This is a genomic window from Actinomadura macra NBRC 14102, assembly GCF_001552215.1.
Taxonomy (GTDB): Bacteria; Actinomycetota; Actinomycetes; order Streptosporangiales; family Streptosporangiaceae; genus Spirillospora; species Spirillospora macra.
This window is the reverse complement of sequence record NZ_BCQT01000027.1, coordinates 56748-80023: the sequence shown is the minus strand read 5'-3', so window position 1 is coordinate 80023 and position 23276 is coordinate 56748. Positions and strand designations below refer to the sequence as shown.

Sequence of the window (23276 nt, the reverse complement as noted above, 5' to 3'; positions counted from 1 at the left end):
GCCGGTGCCACTCGGTAAAGCTGTGTCGTCCCACGTCGGGGACTTCCCGACCGCCTCCCCAGATGGACGAGATGACCGGACCGCACGCGGCGGCCCGCCTGTTCGGCCCGCTCAGGCCGTCCCGCTCACACGAGGGTGGTGGGCTGCGTCCGGAAGCTCAACCGGTGCGCTTCGCGAGCGGTGCGCAGCCGGTCGACCTCGTCGGTCCACGGGCGCACGGACGGGCGCGCCTTGGCCTTGCGGTAGGCGATCTCCGCCGCCCGGTGCGTCTTGGCGTCCTGTGCCTCGGTCGAGTACACCTTCGGGCCCATGGCGACCCGCTCGGCCGCCTCCGCCGCCGTCAGCGCGCCGGTCAACGCCTCGTCGAACGCGATCGTCAACGCCCGCAGCTCACGCTCGGGCGTGTCCGCACCCTGCGCGTCCCGCAGTGCCCGCTCGGCCTCGGTCGCCGCCGCCAGCCGCCCGGGATAGTCGTCGGCCAGCCGCTGGTCGGCCTCGTACAACTCCGCGACATCCTTGGTCACCCGGCGGCCCAGCGGCATGGTGGTCTCTCCCTCAAGCTCACGATCGTGCTGCGATCGTCGTGTCCGATCCAGGCAAGCGTACGCGGGCTCACCAGCGTGTCGTGCCGGGGCACACCCAACTCCGGCCCTTTACGTAGTAAGGTTCAGATTCATGGTCAGGCAGCCCAGCATCAACGCGCAGAACCGCGCCCCACTGTCCATCGAACGGATCATCGAGGCGGCCCTCCAGATCGTCGACGGCCAGGGGCTCTCCCGGCTCACCATGCGCCGGCTCGGGGACGCGCTGGAGGTCGAGGCAATGGCGATCTACCACCACCTCCCCCGCGGCAAGGAACAACTCCTGGACGGTCTGGTCGCGCACGTCGCCGCCGCGCCCGCGGCGCCCACCGGGGCCGCAGGCGGCAGCGACTGGCGCGGCGCGCTGCGCTCCTGGGCGCGCGACTACCGCACGCGCCTGCTGGCGCACGCCGGGGTCCTTCCTCTCGTCGTCACCCGGCGGAACCCGACCGCACTGACGGAGACCGTCGTGTCCCTGCGTGAGGTACTGCGGCGCGGTGCCGTCCCCGAGGACGCGGCGGCCGCCGTCGCGCACACCCTCCTCGGCTACGTGATCGGCCACTGTGCCCTGGAGGTCCGCGGCACCGGAGAGGACGGCGCCGACCGTGTCGTCGACTGGGACGCCCGCTTCGACGCCGGCCTGAGCCTCGTGCTCACCGGCGCGGCCTAGTCCTCCACCACGAGGACCTCGAGATGGCGGGGGCCGTGTACGCCCTCGACCCGCGTCATCTCGATGTCGTGCGTGGCCGACGGCCCGCTGATCCAGGTGAGAGGGCGGCACGGGTCGAGTCGCGCGACCGCCTCCGGGACCGTTCCGACGATCTGGTCGGCGTGCACGACGCACAGGTGGTAGCCCGGAACGAGGGTCAGGGCGCGCCGCCCCTGGGCCCGGCCGCCGTCCAGGACGACGGTGCCGGTCTGCGCGACGGCCACAGCGCAGCCGGTGACGGCGCCGTCCACCCCCGCCAGGGTCTCCATGTCGACAGCCGGGGTGTCGGCGAGTGCGCGTACGCCGTCCAGCTCCGCGAGCCAGCCGAACGGCAGATCCGCCGGAACGACGATCTGCTTGGCCTCCCGGCCCCACAGCGCCGCCGCGACCGCCGTGGCCAGTTCGTCGGCGCTGACATGGCGGACCGCCGCCCGCTGGTCGGCGACCCGCTCGGTGAACAGCGCGAGCACGTCCGCCCGGGTCTCGGCCTCGGACTCGGTCAGCTGGCGGGCGTAGTCGCGCGGCACCGGCGCGCGACCAGCGCGCGCACCGCCGACGGCCTCGCGGACCCGCCGCAAGATCTCCTCCCGCGAGCTCATGAACCCCTCCGTCGCGCGTTCACAAGCTCCCCAGTCACGGCGCTCATGAGCTCCTCCGTCGCAGCGTCATGAGCTCCTCCGTCACGGCGCTCATGAGCTCCTCCGTCACGGCGCTCATGAGCTCCTCCGTCGCAGCGTCATGAGCTCCTCCGTCGCAGCGTCATGAGCTCCTCCGTCGCAGCGTCATGAGCTCCTCCGTCGCCACCAGGCGCGGAAGCTCTCCGACGGCGGGACGGGCAGGTCGCGTGCCTCGGTCCACTTGCCGAGCAGGCCCGGCAGCCGCCTGATCCGCCCGCCGCGCGACAGCAGCCGGGCCCAACGGGTGCCGCGCCGGAGCGCGGTCTCGTAGCGCTGCGCGTCGCCCATCGTCCAGGCGAGGCCGCGCATCATCAGCAGCTCCGGTGTGGGGACGGGGCGACGGCGCCGTGACTCGACCACCTTCCCCCGCAGGTGCACCAGGACGTCCGGGATGTCGATCTTCACGGGGCAGACGTCCGCGCAGGCGCCGCAGAGCGTGGACGCGTACGGCAGCGACGCGTCGGCGGCGCTCTCCACGCCGCGCATCTGCGGGGTGAGGATCGCGCCGATCGGGCCCGGATACACCGGGCCGTACGCCCGACCACCCGTGCGTTCATAGACCGGACAGACGTTCAGGCAGGCCGCACAACGGACACAGCGCAGTGCCGTCCGGCCGATCTCGTCGGCCAATGCCCTGGTACGGCCGTTGTCGAGCAGGACGAGATGAAACTCCGCCGGCCCGTCACCCGGGGCCACACCCGTCCAGGACGAGACATAAGGCGTCATCCGGTCACCGGACGAGGAACGCGGAAGGAGTTGGAGAAACACCTCCAGGTCCGTCCAGGTGGGGACGACCTTCTCGATCCCGGCGATGGTGATCAGCGTCTCGGGAAGGGTGAGGCACATCCGGCCGTTGCCCTCCGACTCCAGCAGCACCACCGTGCCCGTCTCGGCGACCAGGAAGTTGGCGCCGGTGATCGCGACACGCGCACCGAGGAATCTGCCGCGCAGGTGCGCGCGGGCCGCCGCGACGAGCGCCGCGGGATCGTCCGACAGATCGGGCGGTGCGCCCGGCATCTCCCGCAGGAACAGCTCGCGTATCTCCGCCCGATCGCGGTGCGCGGCCGGCGACAGCAGATGGGAGGGCTCGTCCTCGCCGAGCTGGACGACGAGGTCGGCCAGCGCCGTTTCGCGGACGGTGATCCCCGCCCGCGCGAGCGCGTCGTTCAGTCCGATCTCGCGGGCGGCCAGCGACGCGGCCTTCAGCGCCTCCGCCGCGCCGGTCGCCCGGACGAGGCCGGTGACGATGCGGCGGGCCTCGGCCGCGTCCGCCGCCCAGTGCACGGTGCCGCCCGCCTCGGTGACCGCCCGCTCCAGTTCTTCCAGGTGGGTGTCGAGGCCGAGCAGCGTCTCGTCCTTGATCGCGCGGCCGGCCTCGCGCAGCGCCTCCCAGTCGGCGGGCTCGCCGACGGCGGCGGACGTCCGGCCCCGCGCCGCCGCGGTGGCGCCGCGCAGGTTGCGGCGCTGCCGGGTGTCGGCGAGCGCGGCGCGGGCAGCGGTGGCGAACTTCGGCATGGGCAGCGGCACGGGCTCACGGGTCGTACCCGAGTTCCGGGCGCTCGCCCCGGCGCGCACCGGGTCACCTGTCCCGATGCCCGCCGGGACGCTCGTCCCGGCGGGCGAGGGCGTCCTTCCGGTGGGGGGCGTCCTTCCGGGGGAGGAGGTCGTCACGTCGGCCCCGTCTCGGCCAGGATCTCGGCAAGGTGCATGAATCGCACGCCGCCGCGCAGCCGCGACAGCGCGCCGCCGATGTGGGCCAGACACGAGTTGTCGACCGCGCACACCACGTCGGCGCCGGTGTCGCGGACGTGCCGGACCTTGTCGGCCACCATCGCGACCGACACGTCCGCGTTCTTCATCGCGAACGCACCGCCGAACCCGCAGCACTCCCCCGCCTCGGGGAGTTCCACCAGGTCCAGGCCCTTCACCGCGCGCAGCAGCCGCAGCGGCCGGTCGGCGACGCCGAGCGTCCGCGTGGACTGGCAGCTGGGATGGTAGGTGACGCGGTGGGGAAAGTAGGCGCCGACGTCGGCGGCACCGAGGACGTCCACCAAGAACTCCGTCAGCTCGTAGACGGCCAGCCCTTCCGCGGCGCGGGCGAGCGCCGGGTCCCGGACCGTCCGCGCGATCCGCGGGTAGGCGTGACGGACGGCGGCGGCGCAGGAGGCGGACGGCGTCACCACGACCTCGCACGCCTCGAACGTATTGGTGAACGCGCGGGCGAGGACGGCGGCCTCACGGTGGTAGCCGGTCGTCCAGTGGACCTGGCCGCAGCACGTCTGACCCGGCGGGTAGACGACCTCGTGCCCGAGGCGTTCCAGCAGGGTCGTCACGGCCTTGCCTGTCGCGGGGAACATCGCGTCGTCGAAGCACGCGACGAACAGCGCAACGCGCATAGCGGCCCCACCCCCAAGACGCCTTGCGGATGCCCGCGCCCCTTGGGACACCGGCCCCGCTCCCGTGGGACATCGTAGGGGCCCGGACCGGGACGTCCGGGGGAAACGATCGCACCCGCCTGGCCAGAACCGGGCCGTCCGATCACGACGATCGCACCCGATGGAACGTTTGCCGATTGGACGGCGTGTCGTTCTCCGTCCGTTATCGACCGCCAGGCACGCTATGCCTGGCACTTCGGGGTGAGGCGAGTCACACTCCTCCGGTACTTCGGTACCAAGGGACAACCGTCCCAACGGGCTATGGCCGGTGGAGACGAACCGATCCACACTGGGGTGCGTCAATAAGGAAAAGCACCGCCACCAACGAGTAGTTGAGACCGGAGGCACGCCGATGTGCCCGCACCAGCCGCCCTGTCCCTCCCACGAAGCACCTGACCGCGACGCAGCGCGCACCCTGGCCGCCCACCCCGAGCAGGGGTGGAGCCTGCTGTGCAACGGCGTCGTGCTCTTCGAGGACACCGGTGAGCTGCTGCCCGACGGGGGAATCATCGCACCGCACCGGCCGACGGACCTTCAGGCTCCGTCAGCCGCCTAGCCAGTCTCCACGGGGGACTAGTTCGAACGGGTGATCATCCGCGGGGGCACGCACACCTGCCCATGACCTCTGGGCCCGCACCGGGCCCAGAGGTGTCATTACCCGGCCGTCCGCGCAGGACGGCCCGCCCATCGGCGAAGCCATGGCTCCACCGCCCCGCCCACGGCCGCCGGGTCCCGGTCCAGAGCGTGACGCTCCCCGGCCAGCACCGTGATCTGAGCCGCGTCCGCCGCGTCCGGGACGCCGAACGGATCCCGGTCTCCGTTGACGACCAGAACCTCCACCCCCGCTCCGCGCAACTCCTCCACCCGCGTCTTCTCCGGACGGCCGGGCGGGTGCAGCGGGAACGCCAACGCGACCACACCGGCGGCTCCGGCGGCCCGCGCCGTCCGGCAGGCGACCCTCGCCCCGTTGCTGCGTCCGCCCTGGATCAGCGGAACGCCACCGAACGGCTTCCGCACCGCCCGGACGATCTCCAGCCACGCCTCGTCCTGCTTGGCGGCCGGGCCCGGTGCCCGGCGGCCCGCGAGCCGGAACGGCTGCATGACCCGCGCGACGGCGCCGTCGAGGCCGAGCGCCACCTTCCGGACGGCCAGCAGGTCGGCGGCCTCCACTCCCCCGTTCGACCCGTGGGTCAGCACCAGCAGGAACGCCGGGTCGTCCGGCGCGTCCATCGTCACCTCGGCCGGCCCGTGCGCCGTCGCGATGTCCATGCAGGTCACCGTAGCCCGTCCGACATGCCGGGTGATCACGCGGGGCAGACTGGAGCGATGGAGAAGATGACCGACAGTCAATGGCGCGCCTTCGCCTCGGAGGGGACCCGCACCGGTAAGGCGGGCGTCACCCGCAAGGACGGGACGCCGCACGTCACGCCGATCTGGTTCGTCCTCGACGGCGACGACCTGCTGTTCACCACCCACGGGCAGAGCATCAAGGGCCGCGTGCTGTCCCGCGACCCGCGCCTGTGCGTCTGCGTGGACGACCAGACCCCGCCGTACTCGTACGTGATGCTCTACGCCGAGGCGTCCCTGATCGAGGACGTCGCCGAAGTACGCAACTGGGCGACCGTGATCGGCGCCCGCTACATGGGCGCCGGCCGGGCCGAGGAGTACGGGGAGCGCAACGGCGTCCCGGGCGAGTACCTCGTCCGCGCCCGCGTCACGAAGGTGATCGCCGAACGCGCCATCGCCACCTGACCACGGGTCGGGTCACGCGGCGGATCGGGTCAGGCTTCGGGCCAGTTCGGGGCCGAGGTGCCCATGGCGAGACGCAGCCGCTCGGCGAAGCTCTCGTGCAGCAGCGGCCCCCAGGCGTAGTCGCTGGGGACGCGCACGGCCTTCCCGAGGACCTCGTGCGTCTCGCCGGGCCGCCGCTCCCCCGGTCCGTCGGCGTACCGGACGGCCAACAGCGCGTACATGTGGTCGAGCGCGCCGAACGCCTCACCCGCGAGCGCGGGGAGCGTCCCGTCGGTGACGGACTGCTCGACCACCGGCTCCCACCACAGGTCGGCGGGGTCGCCGTCCTCGTCCTCGCCGCCGAAGTCGCGGCGCAGGCGGGCGCGGACCTGCCCGGCGACCCCGGGGTCGGAGAGACCGCGACGCCACACCTCCCCCGCCTCGGCGCCACGTCCCCGCAACGGCAGCGTACGCGCCAGCAGCTCGGTCGCCAGCGGCCCGACCTCCGGGTCGGCGGGGTCGGCCGGATCGCCGAGGGAGGCACCGAACGCCCCGATCGCCTGGTCGAGATAGGAGATCCCGAGCGCGACCGCCAGCCGCGCGTACGCGTACGGGGCACTGTCGCGGTCGATCAGTTTGAGCCCGGCGGTCAGGATCCGCTGCGCCCGTGCGGGCTCACCGCGCTCCAGCAGCCGCTGCGCGAGATCGTGCGCGGCGGGCGGCCCGTACCCGGCGTCGCCGGTCGCGATCACCGCCTCCCAGTGGCTCCGGGCGGTGTCGAAGTCGTCGGCGTCGTCGGCGAGCCTGGCGAGTGCGAGATGCGCGGGCGGCAGGTAGGCGGGATTCGCGAAATCCACCACGACCCGCCAAGCGGGTGCCGCCTGCTCGTGCTCTCCTGCGCGCTCATGGGTCAGCGCCAGGTGGTAGGCGGCGCGGGGACCGTACTCGGGATCACCGGAGGCGATCGCGACCCGGTCGGCTTCCCGAGCCCGCACCACGTCCCCCGCGTCGTCCAGAACGACCGCGAGCCCGAGCGCGGCCTGCGCCCGGTGCGGAGTGTCGCCTCGGGCGAGCACCTCTTCGAAAAGCAGTGCGGCCCGGTCGGCTTCGCCGTTCTCGGCGAGCGTCCGCGCCTTCTCGCACAACCGGGCCGGATCATCGGATGCGGACAAGGGATCCGCGGGCTCGCTCATCGCTCTTCTGCCCTCTGGGGGTCGGGGTCCGCACAGAGCCTAGCGACCCTTCGCCGCTTTTTGGGGGAGCGACCCCCAGAGGGTATTTGCCAAACATGCCGAAGTCGGGCCTCGTCGGTGGTTAGGGCCTGGCAGTGGAACAGCCTCTTTCTCTGGCCCGGCCTATTCGCTCACCACCGTGTCAGAGAGACACCGAACCCGCCGACCAGCGCGGGCCTGGGTGGCCCTCACCGTATGACGGCTGCTCAACGACTGACGGACGCCCGCCGGAGCGCGGCCGGGCTCGAAAGACCGAGCAGGTCAGTCTTCGAAGGCTCCGGGGGGCGGGCAGGAGCAGACCAAATTGCGGTCGCCGTACGCCTGGTCGATGCGGCGGACAGGGGGCCAGTACTTGGAGTCACGGAGGGCTGGGAGGGGGTAGGCGGCCTCCTCGCGCGTGTACGGGTGCTTCCAGTCATCGGAGATCAGGCAGTTCGCGGTGTGCGGGGCGTTCTTGAGGGGATTGTCGTCGGCGTCGTAGCCGCCGTCGGCCACCCGCTGGATCTCGCGGCGAATCTCGATCATGGCGTCGCAGAAGCGGTCGAGCTCCGCCAGGTCCTCGCTCTCGGTGGGCTCGATCATCAGGGTCCCGGCGACGGGGAAGGACAGGGTCGGGGCGTGCAGGCCGTAGTCGATGAGCCGCTTGGCGACGTCCTCGGCGGTGACACCGGTCTCCTTGGTGATCTTGCGGAGGTCGGCGATGCACTCGTGGGCGACGAGACCGTTGCGGCCGGTGTAGAGGATCGGGTAGTGCGGCGCGAGGCGCGCGGCGAGGTAGTTCGCGCCGATGATCGCGCCCTCGGTGGCGGCCTGGAGGCCGTCCGGGCCCATCATCACGATGTACGCCCAGGAGATCGGAAGGATGCCCGCCGAACCCCACGGGGCCGCCGAGATCGGGCCCACGCCCGTGCCCGGGCCGGCCTCGTCGCGGAGCGGGTGGTTCGGGAGGAACGGCACCAGGTGCTCGCGGACACCGATCGGACCGACGCCCGGGCCGCCGCCACCGTGCGGGATACAGAAGGTCTTGTGCAGGTTGAGGTGCGAGACGTCCGAACCGAACTCGCCGGGACGGGCGAGACCGACCAGGGCGTTGAGGTTGGCGCCGTCCACGTACACCTGGCCGCCGGCCTCGTGGACCGCGGCGCAGACGTCGGTGATCGTCTCCTCGAAGACGCCGTGGGTGGACGGGTAGGTCACCATGATCGCCGACAACCGGTCGCCGTGCGCAGCGATCTTGGCATGCAGGTCGTCCAGGTCGACGTTGCCGCCGTCGTCGCACCGGACGACGACGACCCGCATCCCGGCCATGACGGCGCTGGCGGCGTTGGTGCCGTGCGCGGAGGACGGGATGAGGCAGACGTCGCGGTGCCCGTCACCGCGGGAGGCGTGGTAGCCGCGGATGGCGAGCAGGCCCGCCAGCTCGCCCTGGGAGCCGGCGTTGGGCTGGACGGAGACCTTGGCGTAGCCGGTCATCTCGGCCAGCGCGTCCTCCAGCTCGCCGATCAGCTCCAGGTACCCCCGGGCCTGCTCGACGGGCGCGAACGGGTGGATGTCGGCGAACTCCGGCCAGGTGATCGGCTCCATCTCGGTGGTCGCGTTCAGCTTCATCGTGCAGGAGCCGAGCGGGATCATGGAGCGGTCGAGCGCGATGTCCTTGTCCTGGAGCCGGCGCAGGTAGCGCAGCATGGCGGTCTCGGAGCGGTGCGCGTGGAAGACCGGATGGGTCAGGTAAGGGCTCTCGCGGCGCAGCGCACCCGGGATCGCCTCGTCGGCGCCGGTACCGTCGGTGGGGACGCCGAACGCCTCCAGGACGGCGGTGACGTGCGCGGGCAGGGTGGTCTCGTCGCAGGCGACCGCGACGTGGTCGGCATCGGCGGGACGCAGGTTGATCCCGCGCTCGCGGGCGGCGGCCACGACGGCGGCGGCCCGCCCGGGGACGCGGGCGAGAACGGTGTCGAAGAAGGAGCCGTGCACGACCTCGACGCCGCCGCGGCGGAGCCCGGCGGCGATCTCGGCGGCGCGGCGGTGGGCCCGCTGGGCGATGGCGGCCAGGCCCTCGGGGCCGTGGTAGACGGCGTACATGCTCGCCATCACGGCGAGCAGCACCTGGGCGGTGCAGATGTTGCTGGTGGCCTTCTCGCGGCGGATGTGCTGCTCGCGGGTCTGCAGCGCCAGCCGGTAGGCGGCGGCGCCGTCCGCGTCGACGGACACGCCGACGAGCCGTCCGGGGAGCTGCCGCTGGATTCCCTCGCCGACGGCCATATAGCCGGCGTGCGGGCCGCCGAACCCGTAGGGAACGCCGAACCGCTGGGCGGAGCCCACCGCAATGTCGGCGCCGGACTCGCCCGGCGGGCGCAGCAGCGTCAGGGCGAGCAGGTCGGCGGCGACGACCACCTTGGCTCCGCGCTCGTGGGCCTGGACACAGACGGGCTCCAGGTCGCGGACGGCACCGGACGCGCCCGGGTACTGCAGCAGGACGCCGAAGAAGTCGCCCTCGGGCAGACCGCCGGACAGGTCGGCGGTGACGACCTCGATGCCGAGCGGGATCGCGCGAGTCCGGATGACCTCGATCGTCTGCGGGAGCGCGTCGGCGTCGACCAGGAACGTTCCCGGGGCTTTGCGCTTGGACACCCGGTGCGCGAGCGCCATCGCCTCGGCGGCGGCGGTCGCCTCGTCCAGCATGGACGCGTTGGCGACCGGCAGCCCGGTGAGGTCGCTGACGGCGGTCTGGAAGTTCAGGAGGGCCTCAAGGCGGCCCTGGGAGATCTCCGGCTGGTACGGCGTGTAGGCGGTGTACCAGCCCGGGTTCTCCAGGACGTTCCGCAGGATCACCCCCGGGGTGATCGTCCCGTGGTAGCCCAGTCCGATCATGGACGTGAGGACGGTGTTGCGGGCGGCGAGTTCGCGGAGGCGGGCCAGCGCTGCGGTCTCGCTCAGCGCGGGCGGCAGGTCCAGAGGACGGCCGGTGCGGATCGCGGCCGGGACCGCGTCGTCGATGAGCGCCTCGGCGCCGGAGTAGCCGATCGCCGCCAGCATCCTCGCCTGGTCGTCCGGTGAGGGACCGATGTGCCGGTCGGCGAAGACGGACCGTGGGTGCTGCGGTGAGGCCACCGGGGCGAAGAACTGGGCTGTCATGGGGAGAGCCTCCTGGCTGCTGCGGTCGCTCAGGGCCACCGCCGGCGCGGGCCGGCGGCCGGTCTCCCCCTCTGTCATCGGCACCTGAGAGCTTCACCCGCGCGGCGGGGTTTCCCCTTCGGTGAGCCGTCCTTCCCCAGGTGGGGAGATCGACGCCTGCTTTCCAGAGGTGCCTCGCCCGGGCGGTCCTTTTGCCTGAGAGGTTCCGGGGAGGTTGCCCCTTCGGCGCCCCGCACCGGCTTGCGCGAGGTCTCTCCCGCCCAGGGTCGACGGCATGTCTGGGCAAACCCTACCCAACGATCGCCCCACCCGACCGTCCCGGCCCCACGAAGATCGGGCGGGCACCCCGGTGACCTGGGTCGCCGTGCGCGTACCGACCAGTACGATGAGCACGGCCCGCGAGGACGGGACGGGCCGCGGGCCAGGGCGGAGAAGGGCGGCGGACTCGGGTGGAGGCGCGCGCGGCCGGTGGCGGGGCTCCCGCTCGACGGCGCGCCGCCCGGTCTGGGACGCTGATCACGATGACGGATGGCCAGTGCGGCGGCACGGCATGACGCGGCCGACCGGAGTGACACCGGCCCGCGGCGAGGCGGCGCGCCCCGGCCGGGGCGCCACCGCGGGCGGCGCGGGCGTGCCCGTGGACGAGCCGGCCCGGCCCGACCGGATCCGCCGCCCCGCGGACGCGATCCGGTTCGCGGCCTCGTGCGCCCTGCTGGCGGTGGTGATGCTGCTGGTGTCGATCGCACAGCAGACGACGCACGGTCTGCAGACCGACATCGCCGAGGGCACCGCGCACGCGCCGCGGCTGCTGCTCTCGCTGGCGACGCTGGCGTCCAGCTTCGGGGTGCTGGCCGTACCGGTGGCCTTTGCAATCGAACGATTGTTCCATAAAGACGGGATGCGCGTCGCCATCGCGTTGCTGGCCGCCATGATCGCGTTCCTGATCACGATCGGGCTGGACGACCTGGTGGTGCCGTCCGCACCCGGCGGTGTGCTGGACTCGCTGATCTGGGGCGGCACCGCGACCGCGCCCGTGCACACCGACATCGCACCGGTGATCGCGTTCGTCAGCGCGGTCGGCATGGCCGGGCGGATCCGCTGGCAGGCCGCGACCTGGACGATGATCGGGCTGGCGGCGCTGACCGGGCTCACCGCGTCCTACGCCTCGGTCGCGGCGCTCGCCGCGACCTACCTGCTCGGCCGGGCGATCGGGCACGGCACCCTGTACGCGGTCGGGACGCCGAACCCCCGGCCGTCCGGGACGGCGGTGGTGGCGGCGCTGGAGCGGCTCGGGATGCGGCCGGAGCGCGCCGCGCGCATCGGCGGCACCGAGGGCGGCGGCACCGAGGAGGCCCGCCGCTACGGCGTCGTCCTGGCGTCCGCTCCGTCCGGCGGCCGCCCCGCCCGCGTCCCGCCGCGCCGCGGCGAGTGGCACCTCGACGTGCGGGTGCTGGACCGCGACCAGCAGACCGCCGGGGTCCTCTACCGGGTGTGGCGGCTGCTGCGGCTGCGCGGCACGACGACGGTCCGGGCACTGCGGTCGCTGCGCCGCTCGCTGGAGCAGGAGTCGCTCATGGCCTATGCCGTGGACGCGGCGGGGGTCCGGACGCCGCGGCTGGCCGGCACGTCGGAGGTCGGTACCGAGGCGGCACTGCTCGCCTACGAGTACGTGCCGGGGCGACGGCTGGGCGACGTTCCCGGCGAGGAGATCACCGACGGGCTGCTGTCGGACGTGTGGCGGCAGTTCCGGCGGCTACAGGCCGGGCGGCTCGCGCACCGGCGTCTGGAGGACGGCGCCGTCCTGGTCGGTGACGACGGCCGCGCCTACGTCACCGCCCTGCACTCCGGAGAGATCGCGGCCGGTGACCTGGCGTTGCGGCTGGACCTGGCGCAGCTGCTGACCACGCTCGCGCTGCGGGCCGGGCCGGAGCGGGCCGTCCGGACGGCGGCGGCCGTGCTGGGCGAGGAGGTCCTCGCCGGGGCCGTGCCGCTGCTGCAGCGGGTGGCGCTGTCGCGGGCGACGCGGACGACGCTGCGGCAGCACAAGGACCTGCTGACCCGGATCCGGGAGCAGATCGTCCAGCTGGAGCCGGAGACGGAGACCGCACCCGTCCGGCTGGAGCGGTTCCGGCCTCGAACGATCTTCAGCATCGTGGCGCTGTCGATCGCCGCCTACATCGTGATCCCGCAGGTCGGCAGCCTGGACATCGGCCATCTGGTCTCGACGGCGACCTGGTGGTGGGTCGCGGTCGCGCTGGGCGCGGCGGTGCTCACCTACCTGGCGGCGGCGTTCATGCTGATGGGCTTCGTGCCGGAGCGGCTGCCGCTGTGGCGGACGGTCCTGGCCCAGGTCGCGGCGTCGTTCGTCAAGCTGGTCGCGCCCGCCGCCGTCGGCGGCGTGGCGGTCAACACCCGGTACCTGCAGCGCTCCGGCGTGCGGCCGGGGCCGGCGGTGGCGAGCGTCGGCGCGTCGCAACTGGTCGGGATGGTCACGCACATCCTGCTGCTGATCCTCTTCGGCTTCCTCACCGGCTCCGCCAACAAGGCCACCCAGGACTTGGCGCCGTCCCGCACGATCGTCATCGCGGTGCTCGCGCTGGGGCTGGTGGCGGGGCTGGCCGTGACCGTCCCGAAGGTGCGCCGCGTCGTCACGTCCCGGATGAAGAGCATGTTCTCCGGCGTGGTGCCGCGGCTGGTGGACGTGCTGCAGTCGCCGAGGAAGCTCGCCACCGGGATGGGCGGGACACTGCTGCTCACCGTGGCGTTCGTGCTGTGCCTGGACGCGTCGATCCGTGCGTTCGGGGGGTCGCTGCACTGGACGTCGGTGGTGGTGGTGTTCCTGACGGCGAACGCGCTGGGGTCGGCGGCGCCGACGCCGGGCGGGCTGGGCGCGGTCGAGGGCGCGCTGACGCTGGCGCTGACGATCTCGGGGCTGACGGCGGAGACGGCGACGTCGGCGGTGCTGCTGTACCGGCTGCTGACGTTGTGGCTTCCGGTGCTGCCGGGCTGGGCGGCGTTCGCCTACCTACAGCGCAAAGAGGCACTCTGAGGGCCGTGCCGAGAGACAGGCTGGACGTCAGGGACGATCTGGCTTCGACCGGTGCGGCTCAGCCGGTGCGGCGGGCGCGGCGGCGGTTGGCGAGCTCGTCGTTCGGGTGCTCACAGGTGTCGTCGTCATCGGTGGCGGCGCGTTCGCCGGGCAGTTCGGCGAGGCTCCCCTCGACCTCCTGCCATACCCGTCCGAGCGCGATGCCGAAGACGCCCTGCCCGCCTTGGAGCAGGTCGACGACCTCGTCCGCGGACGTGCACTCGTAGACGCTGACGCCGTCGCTCATCAGGGTGATCTGCGCCAGGTCCTGGACCCCCCGGTCGCGCAGGTGCGTGACCGCCGTGCGTATCTGCTGGAGCGAGACGCCGGTGTCGAGGAGGCGTTTGACCACCTTCAGCACGAGGATGTCGCGGAAGCTGTAGAGCCGTTGGCTGCCCGATCCGTGCGCGGCGCGGACGCTGGGGTCCACGAGCCGCGTGCGCGCCCAGTAGTCGAGTTGCCGGTAGGTGATCCCTGCCGCGGCGCACGCTGTCGGGCCGCGGTAGCCGACATCCTCCGGTGGCACCGACACCTGGGTGTCGAAGAGCAGGCCCTGCTCTCCGGCACGCCGGGACGCCATCTGCCTCTCGGGGGTCGCCTTGCCCTCGCCGCTGCTCACCGCCACGCGGACCTCCGGCTTCTATCAGCCCGTGGCGCTTCGTCAAGGGGGTTTGACGAATTACACCACGGGTGTTCCACCAGCACGGTAGGTGCCGGTCAGGGCGTGGTCAACGTTCACCGTCGGCGCGTCGCATGCCCGGATGAACCGGCTTCACGTGGGCAAACTACACACCTTCGCCGTCACCGCACTCCTACCCCGATCGTCGCCCATCGGAAACGGCCAGGTCCAGGGCAATGCAAGACCAATCGCGGCGGGGCATGACCTTGCACCCCAGAGTGACATATCCCACGAAACTCGAACAAATTACCCCAGCACGCAGAGTGATCGTTCTCGTGGCCGTCCGTCGGCCGGCGGTCAGCCGGCCCGACCGAAATCCTCGGGGGAGATCGTGTCGAGGAACTCGCGGAACTTCTCGACCTCGTCCTCCTGCTCGTCGGGAATGGCGACGCCGGCCTCCTCCAGGACGTCCTCGCTCGCGAAGATCGTGGCGCCGGTGCGCAACGCCAGGGCGATCGAGTCGGAGGGGCGGGCGCTCACCTCCACGCCGTTGGAGAAGATGAGGTCGGCGAAGAAGATCCCCTCGCGCAGAGCGGTGATGTTCACGGTGCGCAGCTGCACGCTCAGGGCGTCCAGGACATCGCGGAACAGGTCGTGGGTGAGGGGCCGCGCGGGCAGCACACCCTGCTGGGCGAAGGCGATCGCGGTCGCCTCGACCGCCCCGATCCAGATGGGCAGGTACCGGTCGCCCTCCGTCTCCTTCAACAGGACGATCGGCTGATTGGAGGGCATCTCGACCCGGACGCCGACGACCTCCATCTGCTTCACTGCGGCTCCCTGCTGGTTCTCGCTGTCTCGGTCACCACGTGCGCCGGACCGATTCCTGACCGAACCATGTAGCCAACGTACACCCCGCATCGGACACCCCGTGGCACGGCCGGGGCGGCAAAATACTCCACGGCCCGCATGATCAGGGGTCGAGGCTTTCGCGGAGTCCGGTGGAGACGAGCGCCGCGTGCAGCCGCACCGACAGCGCGGCGATCTCACGGGCGGTCTCGGCGGCCTGCTCGTGCGCGACGGGGCTGCGGCGGCGCAGCTGGGGAGCGACCATCTGCTCGATCAGCCCGACCTGGCGGTCGGCGGCCGCCTTCACGGCCCGCAGGTGCCGGACCTCGAAGCCGAACCCGCCGAGCGCGGCGGCCACGCGCGCGATAGCGAGATCCTCGCCGTGATAGTGGGCGCCGGTACGGCGGACGAGGCCGTACTCCTCCAGCCGGGCGAGCAGTTCCTCGTCGATCCCGGCCCCGTCCAGGAGCTGGCGGCGGGTCAACCGGACGGCGGGCTCGTCCGCGGTCGTGTCGGCCGCCACGAGCGTGCGGGGGCGGCGGGCGGGCTCCGTTCCCGATCCGGCGCGGCGGGCGCCGAGCGGCGGGACCGCCTCTCCGCGGTCCCGGGCCTCCAGATGCTGCCGGATCACGCGCAGCGGCATGTAGTGGTCGCGCTGCGCGGTGAGCACGAACCGGAGCCGCTCCACGTCGGAGGAGGCGAACTTGCGGTAGCCGGACGGGCTGCGCTGCGGTTCGACCAGGCCCTCGGACTCCAGGAACCGGATCTTGGAGATCGTGATGTCGGGGAAGTCGGGCCTGAGCAGGCCGAGCACGTCCCCGATCGTCATCAGGGACCGGGCTGGCTGCGCGTTCATGGCCCCTCCCCTCGTGGCCGCGACCCCGTGCCCCCCTCCGCCGCCCGGCGGCGGGCGGGCGATCCCGTCAATGGTGTCTCCGGAGGGGTCCAACGGCAAGTACGCCGACCGGCGGCCTCCACTCGCTGGCGCTCCGTCCCGGTACCGGTCAGCCGTGTTGCGGATTGGTCAGGAAGACCAGCCGGAACTTGCCGATCTGCACCTCGTCGCCGCCGGATAGGCCAGCCTGGTCGATCCGCTGCCGGTTGACATAGGTGCCGTTAAGGCTGCCTACGTCGCGCACAGAGAACACGCCTCCTTGTCGGGCGAACTCGGCGTGACGGCGGGACACGGTGACGTCGTCCAGGAAGATGTCGCTCTCGGGGTGGCGGCCCGCGGACGTGCGGTCCTTGTCGAGCAGGAAGCGGCTGCCGGCGTTCGGGCCGCGCTTGACCACCAGCAGCGCCGTCCCGGGGGGCAGCGCCTCCACGGCGACCTGCTCGGGCCCGACCGGCTCCTCGGCGCCCTGGTCTCCGTCCAGGGCCTCGAACCCGCCGATGGAGATCGTCGAGGTGGACTCGCCGGGTGACTCCCGGGGAGGCAACGGCGACGGTGAACTCCGGTTCAGCGGAGTGCCGCAGTTCGAGCAGAAGCGGGCATCATCCGGGTTGGCGTGACCGCACTGCGTGCAGTAGACGCTCGGCATCGATCGGCTCGGCCTCCTACCATCGGCGTGCCACCCGCGGACGCCCCGCTGCCGCGGAAGCCGCTTGCGCCACGCGCATCCATCAACCAACCCACGCCGGGGACCCGCCCCCGACCACGGTCCATCTCACCGCCCGCTCACACGACGGTCGCCGCAACTTACGCGGGTATTACCCGAGGGGTCAACTGGAACGGTGAGCCGACTGCCCCAAACTACATTCGCCGGTGATCGCCGGTCTACGCCGCCGCGCGGACGGCCGCCGATCGCGACGCCTGGCCGGACCCCGGGTTTACCGCTTCCCCATCTCCCTCTAGGACGACCGTATCGCGCGAACGGCGATCCTCGCGCGCGGGGTAATCGACACGACGGCCCCGACACCCTGCAGTGTCTTCACCACACCGCCTGGGATGTTGAGCGCCGTGGTCATCGTGTGAGGGTCGCCGATGGCCAGGAACCGGTACGGCGCCTGGAGGGGCCTCCCGTCCACCTGCACGCCGCCCTGCACGCCGCCCTGCTCGTCTAGGAAGTAGGTGTCGACGCCCGCGCGCACGTCGTTGACCTGTACTACTTCAGCGCCGGCGTCGCGCAACTCCTGCAAGGCGTCCAGCAGGTGGAGGGCTCGCATCCCCCGCTTCGGGTCATCGATCGTCACCTCCACTCCGGGCCCCTCGGCGGGCAACGTGCCCGCCAGAAGGCCATAGATGGTCGCCCGCTTGCGCGCCTCCTCCAGAGCCGTGCCGCCTTCGGCATCACGTTCCAGCCCGGCTTTAGTCTCCTCAAGGTCGCGCAGGTCTCCCCTGAGCCGTTCCGATCGCTGCCCCAGATCGGCCAGAATCCCCACGAGCTCGTCTTGGCGCGCCGTGGCGAATGTCGTGTCCCGGTTGTTCGTCTGCACCTGCGCGACGACTGCGAACCCCAGAACGAGACAGAGCACTCCCCCGACGAGTTGCCCCCACGAAACGCGGGGCCGCAGCAACCCCATTACCACTGCGAATCCCGACGGCCTCTCAACGCTTTCCGGGACGCCTTCGCCGGCCGGCTCCGCAAGGGATGCAGAGGACGGTTCTGGCCGATCCTTCTTTGTCGGAACGTCGCCATCGGCGTGCGGGCGTTCGGGGCTCTCGTCGAACTCGGTCATGCGCCGAACAGCTTTCGCCGGATGGCCGCCGCGTTGGAGAAGATGCGGATGCCGAGGACGACCACGACGCCGGTCGACAGCTGCGAGCCGACCCCGAGCTGGTCGCCCAGGAACACGATCAGCGCGGCGATGATGGTGTTGCTGACGAAGGAGACCACGAACACCTTCTCGTCGAAGATCCCCTCAAGCCGGGCCCGGACCCCGCCGAACATGGCGTCCAACGCGGCGACGATGGCGATCGGCAGGTACGGCTGCAGCCACAGCGGCACGGTCGGCTCCAGCATGAAGCCGAGCGTCACCCCGATCGCCAGCCCGATCAGCGCGATCACCGTTCCGTCCCCCCTCCCCCGCTCGTCCTCATCGCCCCTCCTGCGGCGCGGCGTACCGTAGCCGGAGACCGGCGGCCGCCGGTAGACGCACCTGGTCCGATGCGCGCATGCCATAGCCGATCCGGTAGCGCTCCTGGAGCCGCCGCAGCCACCGGTCCGCGTCGGAGCCGGCGAAGGCGTCCTTCAGCTCGTGGGACCTGCCCAGCGCGGACACCTCGTACGGAGCGCGCAGCGGCCGGTAGTCGACGAGGACCGCCTCGCCGGCGGTGCGGATCGCCGTCACCGGCGTGATCCGCTGGCCGTTGATCCCGATGGCGCGGGCACCGGCCGCCCAGAGGCCGTTCACCACCATCTGGAGGTCCTGATCATAGACCCGGCCGGCAGCCGGGCCATGCCCGCCATCGCCCTCGGCCCCCTCGTGCGGGGCGTCGTCCAGTGTGATGACCAGGCCGGATCCGGCCGCGGGGGCGCCCGCCGCGGCCGCCCGCGCCTCGGCGAGTCGCTGCCGGGCACGCCGGCCGGCGTCGCTGCGCGCCAGAGCGGCGGCGCGCCGGCGCTCGGTCTCGGTCCGCAGCCGGTCGAGACGGCGCTGGAGGGCGTCCGTCTCGCCCGTGCGGAGATGTATCTCCTCGATGAGCCCCGCACGACGCTCGGCCGCCACGGGCTCGCTACGGCGCACCTCAGCCCCGGCCACGGCGAGGAGGACACCCACCAGGAGCAGGACGAGCAGGACACCGCCGCCCCCGAGCCGCCCCTTCCGGGACGTTGTCTCCCCGGCGGTGCCTCGCCGTGCGGCGGCCTCCGCGTATCCGGGGTCGAGCAGCTTCCCGGCGAACAGGTCGAGCAGCAGGGACATGGACGCGTCCGGCCTCAGCCATCCCCTCGTGCCCGGCCCGGCACTCCCCTGCCCGGCACGCGGCCCAGCACTCCGCGGCCCAGCACTCCGCGGCCCGCCAGCCTCAGCCGCGCTGTTGACAGGCTTCTTGCCGTCCGCTTTTGGGGCAGCCGGTTCAGGAGATTCCGGTCCGTCGTCTCGTGCGATCACCGGCCCATCATGGCAAGGAGCGACGAAAAGGCCCTACAGGCGGCCATCGGCCGGTCAGGCAACGGCGCGGGAGCGGTCGAAGCCGACGTGAAGCGCGAGCGCGGCGAGGACGGAGCCCATCATGTAGCGCTGGACCCGCTGCCAGGCGGGACGGCGAGTGAGGAAGCCGGCGATGCCACCGGCGCCGACGACGATGAGGGCGTTCACCGTCACCGCGACGACGATCTGGGTGAGTCCCAGCAGGAGGCTCTGCAGGGCCACGTGCCCGCGGTCCGGATCGACGAACTGAGGCAGCAGCGACACGTACACGATGGCGATCTTCGGGTTGAGCAGGTTGGTCACGAGTCCCATGGTGAACAGCCGGAGCGGCTTGTCGGGCGCGAGTTCCTTCGCCTCGAACGCGGACCGGCCGCCCGGCCGAACGGCCTGCCAGGCCAGCCAGAGCAGGTAGAGCGCTCCGCCCAGTTTGATCGCCGTGTAGAGGGACGGGACGAGGCTGAACACGGTCGTGATCCCCGCGGTCACGGCCACGACGAAGACCACGAACCCGGCCGCGACACCGCCGAGCGAGATGAATCCCGCGCGGCGGCCCTGCGTCACGGACCTCGACACCAGATAGACCATGTTGGGGCCGGGCGAGAGAACCATCCCGAGGGCCACGAGGGCGATACCGGTCATGGCGGCGAGCGAAATCATTGCACTCCTGTCTCCGATTCGCACCGATGGTAGAAGTCGAAGCATCTCGGTGCAATAATAACTTTGCTCTCGGTGCAATTAGGGGATTGGGGCAGGTGCTTGGACGACTACCGGCGCGTGGCCGACATGGTGGCCGCCGACATCAGGGCCGGGCGGCTCCGACCGGGCGAACGCCTCCCCCCGCAACGCGCGTTCGCCCGTGCCAGAGGCATCGCCGCCTCCACGGCGAGCCGGGTCTATCAGGAACTCGCCAAGCGAGGACTCGTGGTCGGCGAGGTGGGGCGCGGAACGTTCGTCCGGGCGGCGGAGAAACCGCCGTCCCCCGCACTGGCCGAACCCTCGGACGCGCGGGTCGATCTCGAACTCAGCTACCCCGTGGTGCCGGAGCAGGGCGCGCTCCTCGCCGCGGGGTTGGAACGCATCCTGCGTCCGGACATCCTGCACGCGGCACTCGGTCCCATCGGTGTGAAGGGCACTGAGCGAGCCCGGGAGGCCGCGGCGTCGCTGCTGGACGCGCCGGGATGGAAACCGGCGCCGCCGGGCGTTCTGTTCGCGGGAAACGGCCGCCAGGCCATCGCCGGCGCGGTGGCCGCGCTCGTGCCACCGGGTGGGCGGCTCGGGGTCGAGAGCCTCACCTATCCGGTGATCAAGGGCATCGCCTCACGACTCGGCGTCACACTGGTGCCCCTCCCCATGGACGAGGACGGCCTGTGCCCCGACGCCCTCGCGGACGCGCACAGGAAGGCACCTCTTGGCGCCGTCTACGTACAGCCGACGCTGCACAATCCCTACGGGACGACGATGCCTTGGCAGCGGCGCGCTGCACTCGCCGCCACGCTGCACCGCCTGGATCTGTACGCGATCGAGGATCGCATCTGGGCGTTCATGCTCGCGGACGGGCCGGCACCGCTGGCGTCCCTCGCCCCGGCGCGCACAGTGCTGATCGACAGCCTCTCCAAGCGTCTCGCGCCCGGGCTGAGCCTTGGCTTCGCGGTCGTTCCCCCGCCGCTGGCCGGACGCGTCGCCGCCGCGCTGCGGTCGGGCGGTTGGGCGCCGGCCGGGTTCGCGCTGGAAGCGGGGTCCGGCTGGATCACCGAGGGGACGGTCGAGGCCGTCGGCCACGTCAAGCGCGCGGACGCCGCGTCCCGCCAGCGGATCGCCGCCGAGCGTCTCGCGGGGTTCGCCGTCCGGTCTGATCCGTCCTCGTACTTCTGCTGGTGGGATCTCCCGGCGCCCTGGCGCGCGGAGACCTTCGTCGCGGCCGCCGGCAGGCGGGGCCTCGCCGTCACCCCTGCCGCCGCGTTCGTCGTCGGATCCGCCGCGGCCCCACGGGCGGTCCGCCTCGGGCTGGCCTCCCCGCCTTCCGAGACCCTCGCTCGGGCCCTGACCGTCCTGGCCGAGATCGCGGCGGGCACCCCTGAGGACGCCGCCGTGGACTAACCCCCCGCCGCCGCTCTTCGCTCCCCTCACATGATCCTGAGCACGCCCTGCCAGACCGGGACCAACCGGACCGGAGACGCGGCCGTCGCCCCCGCCGGCCCGATCACGGGAAATGATCTCGAAGTTATCCACATGTTCGAGGCGCCTGGACTTCGGGGGACGGGTCGTTCATCGTTTTCGGAGGGGCGGGCGCTCGGGGAGGGCGCGGAATCCGGGGGGAGCGGCCGGCATGATCGAGGTGCGTGGAGTCGGGCAGCGGGTGGACGGTGGGCGCCGCACGCTGCGGGACGTGTCGCTGACGATCGGGAGCGGCGAGCTCGTCGCGATCATCGGCGGGAGCGGGGCGGGAAAGACGACGCTGCTGGACGCCATCGCGGGCCTGCGTCCGCCGGCGGAGGGCGAGATCCATCATGACGGGGGCGGCGGCGGGCTCGGGTACGTCCCGCAGGACGACATCGTCCACATGGAGATGCCGCTGCGGCGCACACTGCGGTACGCGGCGGGGCTGCGGCTGCCCGCGGGAACGCCGCAGGAGCAGGCCGAGAAGGCCGTGGACGAGGTGCTGGAGGCGCTGGCGCTCACCGGACGCGCGGGGCAGCGTGTGGGCGCGCTCAGCGGTGGTGAGCGGAAACGGGCGAGCATCGCGGTCGAGCTGCTGACGAGACCGCGCGTGTTCTATCTGGACGAGCCGACCTCGGGCCTTGATCCCGGAACGGCGGCCGACCTGATGCGGCTGCTGCGCGGCCTCGCCGACGCCGGGACGACGGTCGTGGTCACCACGCACCATCCGCCGGACGTCGCCGTGTGCGACCGGGTGGCCGTCCTGGCGCCGGACGGGCGGCTGGCGTTCTACGGCTCCCCTGATGAGGCCATGGAGGAGTTTCAGACCGACGGGATCGAGGACATCTACCTGCGTCTGGCCGAGACCGGGGAGGCAGCACACGACTGGACGGGCCGCTTCGAGGCACCGAGAGAGGCGGCGGGGCCGGGGATCGGCGCCCTTGCCCAGTGGGTCCTGCTCACCAGACGCAACATCGACCTTCTGACGCGGAACCGGCTCACGCTGGCCGTGCTCGCCGGGTCGCCGCTCATGGTGCTGGCGATGTTCGCGGTCCTGTTCCGCCCGGGGGCGTTCTCCCCCGCGTCACCGAGCCCCGGCTCGACGGTGATGATCCTCTTCTGGATCGCCTTCGGCGGATTCTTCTTCGGGCTGACCTACGGACTTCTGCAGATATGCACGGAGCTACCGGTTCTGCGACGCGAGAGATTCACCGGCCAGCGACCGGCGAAACGGCCAGGCCACTCTCCAGCCCACAACGCAACGGCGAGAGCCCGGGCCGCCCCCCACGGGGCGACAGGCAACGGCGTGTCGGCGAACGGGGCCCAGGCCCTTGGCCCATCGGGCGGGCGCGGGGGGCGCCGGCGGAGGCTCTGGCGGCGAGGGGCAGGGCGGCAAGGGCTGGGGATCGGGCCGTATGTACTGGCCAAGGTGGCCGTCCTGCTGCCGTTGCTGGCCGTCGTGGACGCGCTGATGCTCGGGGTACTGCGGGCGCTCGACCGGCTGCCCCCGGCGGGGTGGCAGACCTACGGGGCGCTGTTCGTCACGCTGCTGCTCTGCTCGCTGGCCGCGCTGGCGCTCGGGCTGCTGGTATCGGCCGCCGTCACCGATCCGGCGCAGGCGACGATGGCGTTGCCCATGCTGTGCTTCCCGCAGGTTCTGTTCGTGGGAGCGATCCTGCCCGTGCCGGAGATGGCGGCTCCTGGCCGGTGGCTGAGCTACGCCATGTCCAACCGCTGGGCGTTCGAGGGGCTCGGCCACAGCCTCGGCGTGGAACGACTCTGGGGGTCCGGACGGTCTCCGCTGGGCCCTCCCCTGCTCGCCTCGTACGGTGACAGCTTTTCCCGTGCCGTCGCCGTCGACTGGGCCTTGCTCGCGGGTTTCGCGGTGCTGTTCCTCGCGGCCACAGCGCTCGTTCTAACGCGCAGGACACCAAACGTAGGCTAACCGGCCGAAAAAGGACAGTGCGCCCTCTT

General features: G+C 72.1%; 21 protein-coding genes and 2 riboswitches. Of the genes, 6 read left to right on the top strand and 15 right to left on the bottom strand.

What is annotated here, in order from left to right; all coding sequences use genetic code 11:
• Positions 1-125: 125 nt before the first annotated feature.
• Positions 126-542 carry a plectin gene (locus AMA02S_RS36310; protein ID WP_067468363.1) on the bottom strand — a complete coding sequence of 139 codons (417 nt, stop codon included), beginning with the start codon at positions 540-542 and terminating at the stop codon, positions 126-128.
• Positions 543-675: 133 nt separating this feature from the next.
• Between AMA02S_RS36310 and AMA02S_RS36305 the strand changes: the two genes are divergently transcribed.
• The gene (locus AMA02S_RS36305) at positions 676-1251 is read left to right on the top strand and encodes a TetR/AcrR family transcriptional regulator (protein WP_067468360.1); all 576 of its coding nucleotides are present in this window, start codon (positions 676-678) and stop codon (positions 1249-1251) included.
• On the opposite strand, the gene AMA02S_RS36300 is transcribed toward AMA02S_RS36305, so the two are convergent.
• The 3 genes from AMA02S_RS36300 to AMA02S_RS36290 all read right to left on the bottom strand — a co-directional run bounded on the left by AMA02S_RS36300 (position 1248) and on the right by AMA02S_RS36290 (position 4363).
• A complete protein-coding gene (locus tag AMA02S_RS36300; protein ID WP_067468358.1) occupies positions 1248-1889 on the bottom strand; it encodes a LutC/YkgG family protein in 642 nt (213 codons plus the stop codon). The two genes, AMA02S_RS36305 and AMA02S_RS36300, sit on opposite strands and share 4 nt — an antisense overlap.
• Positions 1890-2072: 183 nt before the next feature.
• Positions 2073-3482, bottom strand: coding sequence for a lactate utilization protein B (locus AMA02S_RS36295; protein ID WP_067468558.1), 1410 nt, complete (start codon positions 3480-3482; stop codon positions 2073-2075).
• 152 nt (positions 3483-3634) lie between these two features.
• A complete protein-coding gene (locus AMA02S_RS36290) occupies positions 3635-4363 on the bottom strand; it encodes a (Fe-S)-binding protein (RefSeq protein ID WP_067468355.1) in 729 nt (242 codons plus the stop codon).
• A 391-nt stretch (positions 4364-4754) separates the two neighbouring features.
• On the opposite strand from AMA02S_RS36290, the gene AMA02S_RS36285 reads away from it, so the two are divergent.
• The gene (locus AMA02S_RS36285) at positions 4755-4958 is read left to right on the top strand and encodes a DUF5999 family protein (protein WP_067468352.1); all 204 of its coding nucleotides are present in this window, start codon (positions 4755-4757) and stop codon (positions 4956-4958) included.
• Between the two features lie 98 nt (positions 4959-5056).
• Here the strand turns inward: AMA02S_RS36285 and AMA02S_RS36280 are convergent, their stop codons facing one another.
• Positions 5057-5671 carry an alpha/beta hydrolase family protein gene (locus tag AMA02S_RS36280; protein ID WP_067468349.1) on the bottom strand — a complete coding sequence of 205 codons (615 nt, stop codon included), beginning with the start codon at positions 5669-5671 and terminating at the stop codon, positions 5057-5059.
• A gap of 57 nt (positions 5672-5728) precedes the next feature.
• On the opposite strand from AMA02S_RS36280, the gene AMA02S_RS36275 reads away from it, so the two are divergent.
• A complete protein-coding gene (locus AMA02S_RS36275; protein ID WP_067468346.1) occupies positions 5729-6154 on the top strand; it encodes a PPOX class F420-dependent oxidoreductase in 426 nt (141 codons plus the stop codon).
• 29 nt (positions 6155-6183) lie between these two features.
• Here the strand turns inward: AMA02S_RS36275 and AMA02S_RS36270 are convergent, their stop codons facing one another.
• Both AMA02S_RS36270 and gcvP read right to left on the bottom strand, forming a co-directional pair.
• Entirely contained in the window at positions 6184-7326 is a 1143-nt protein-coding gene (locus AMA02S_RS36270; RefSeq protein WP_067468344.1) for a tetratricopeptide repeat protein, read from the bottom strand.
• A 300-nt stretch (positions 7327-7626) separates the two neighbouring features.
• A complete protein-coding gene (gene gcvP / locus AMA02S_RS36265) occupies positions 7627-10500 on the bottom strand; it encodes an aminomethyl-transferring glycine dehydrogenase (RefSeq protein ID WP_067468555.1) in 2874 nt (957 codons plus the stop codon).
• A gap of 61 nt (positions 10501-10561) precedes the next feature.
• Positions 10562-10673: riboswitch (glycine riboswitch) on the bottom strand.
• Positions 10674-10769: riboswitch (glycine riboswitch) on the bottom strand. It lies immediately after the preceding riboswitch.
• Positions 10770-11050: 281 nt separating this feature from the next.
• Between gcvP and AMA02S_RS36260 the strand changes: the two genes are divergently transcribed.
• The gene (locus AMA02S_RS36260; RefSeq protein ID WP_067468552.1) at positions 11051-13549 is read left to right on the top strand and encodes a lysylphosphatidylglycerol synthase transmembrane domain-containing protein; all 2499 of its coding nucleotides are present in this window, start codon (positions 11051-11053) and stop codon (positions 13547-13549) included.
• 58 nt (positions 13550-13607) lie between these two features.
• Here AMA02S_RS36260 and AMA02S_RS36255 read toward each other — a convergent pair whose 3' ends face one another.
• From AMA02S_RS36255 to AMA02S_RS36220, 8 genes are all read right to left on the bottom strand, one after another.
• A complete protein-coding gene (locus tag AMA02S_RS36255; protein WP_218005242.1) occupies positions 13608-14213 on the bottom strand; it encodes a MerR family transcriptional regulator in 606 nt (201 codons plus the stop codon).
• Between the two features lie 351 nt (positions 14214-14564).
• Positions 14565-15035: a bifunctional nuclease family protein gene (locus AMA02S_RS36250; protein ID WP_067468341.1), complete on the bottom strand. Its 471-nt coding sequence runs from the start codon at positions 15033-15035 to the stop codon at positions 14565-14567.
• Positions 15036-15177: 142 nt separating this feature from the next.
• A complete protein-coding gene (gene ftsR / locus AMA02S_RS36245; protein WP_067468338.1) occupies positions 15178-15909 on the bottom strand; it encodes a transcriptional regulator FtsR in 732 nt (243 codons plus the stop codon).
• Positions 15910-16057: 148 nt separating this feature from the next.
• Positions 16058-16594: an FHA domain-containing protein gene (locus tag AMA02S_RS36240; RefSeq protein WP_067468335.1), complete on the bottom strand. Its 537-nt coding sequence runs from the start codon at positions 16592-16594 to the stop codon at positions 16058-16060.
• Positions 16595-16904: 310 nt separating this feature from the next.
• Positions 16905-17732, bottom strand: a complete 828-nt coding sequence (locus AMA02S_RS36235; RefSeq protein WP_067468332.1) for a DUF881 domain-containing protein — start codon at positions 17730-17732, stop codon at positions 16905-16907.
• Positions 17729-18061, bottom strand: coding sequence for a small basic family protein (locus AMA02S_RS36230; RefSeq protein WP_067468329.1), 333 nt, complete (start codon positions 18059-18061; stop codon positions 17729-17731). The genes AMA02S_RS36235 and AMA02S_RS36230 overlap by 4 nt, the downstream gene beginning before the upstream one ends.
• 28 nt (positions 18062-18089) lie before the next feature.
• Positions 18090-18917: a DUF881 domain-containing protein gene (locus AMA02S_RS36225; protein WP_067468326.1), complete on the bottom strand. Its 828-nt coding sequence runs from the start codon at positions 18915-18917 to the stop codon at positions 18090-18092.
• Positions 18918-19160: 243 nt separating this feature from the next.
• Entirely contained in the window at positions 19161-19784 is a 624-nt protein-coding gene (locus AMA02S_RS36220) for a LysE family translocator (protein ID WP_245667984.1), read from the bottom strand.
• Between the two features lie 117 nt (positions 19785-19901).
• Here AMA02S_RS36220 and AMA02S_RS36215 point away from each other — a divergent pair, with 117 nt between their 5' ends.
• Together AMA02S_RS36215 and AMA02S_RS43700 are read left to right on the top strand one after the other, a co-directional pair.
• Positions 19902-21242, top strand: coding sequence for an aminotransferase-like domain-containing protein (locus tag AMA02S_RS36215; RefSeq protein WP_067468321.1), 1341 nt, complete (start codon positions 19902-19904; stop codon positions 21240-21242).
• Between the two features lie 229 nt (positions 21243-21471).
• Positions 21472-23247: an ABC transporter ATP-binding protein gene (locus AMA02S_RS43700; protein ID WP_067468318.1), complete on the top strand. Its 1776-nt coding sequence runs from the start codon at positions 21472-21474 to the stop codon at positions 23245-23247.
• The last annotated feature ends 29 nt before the right edge of the window (positions 23248-23276 follow it).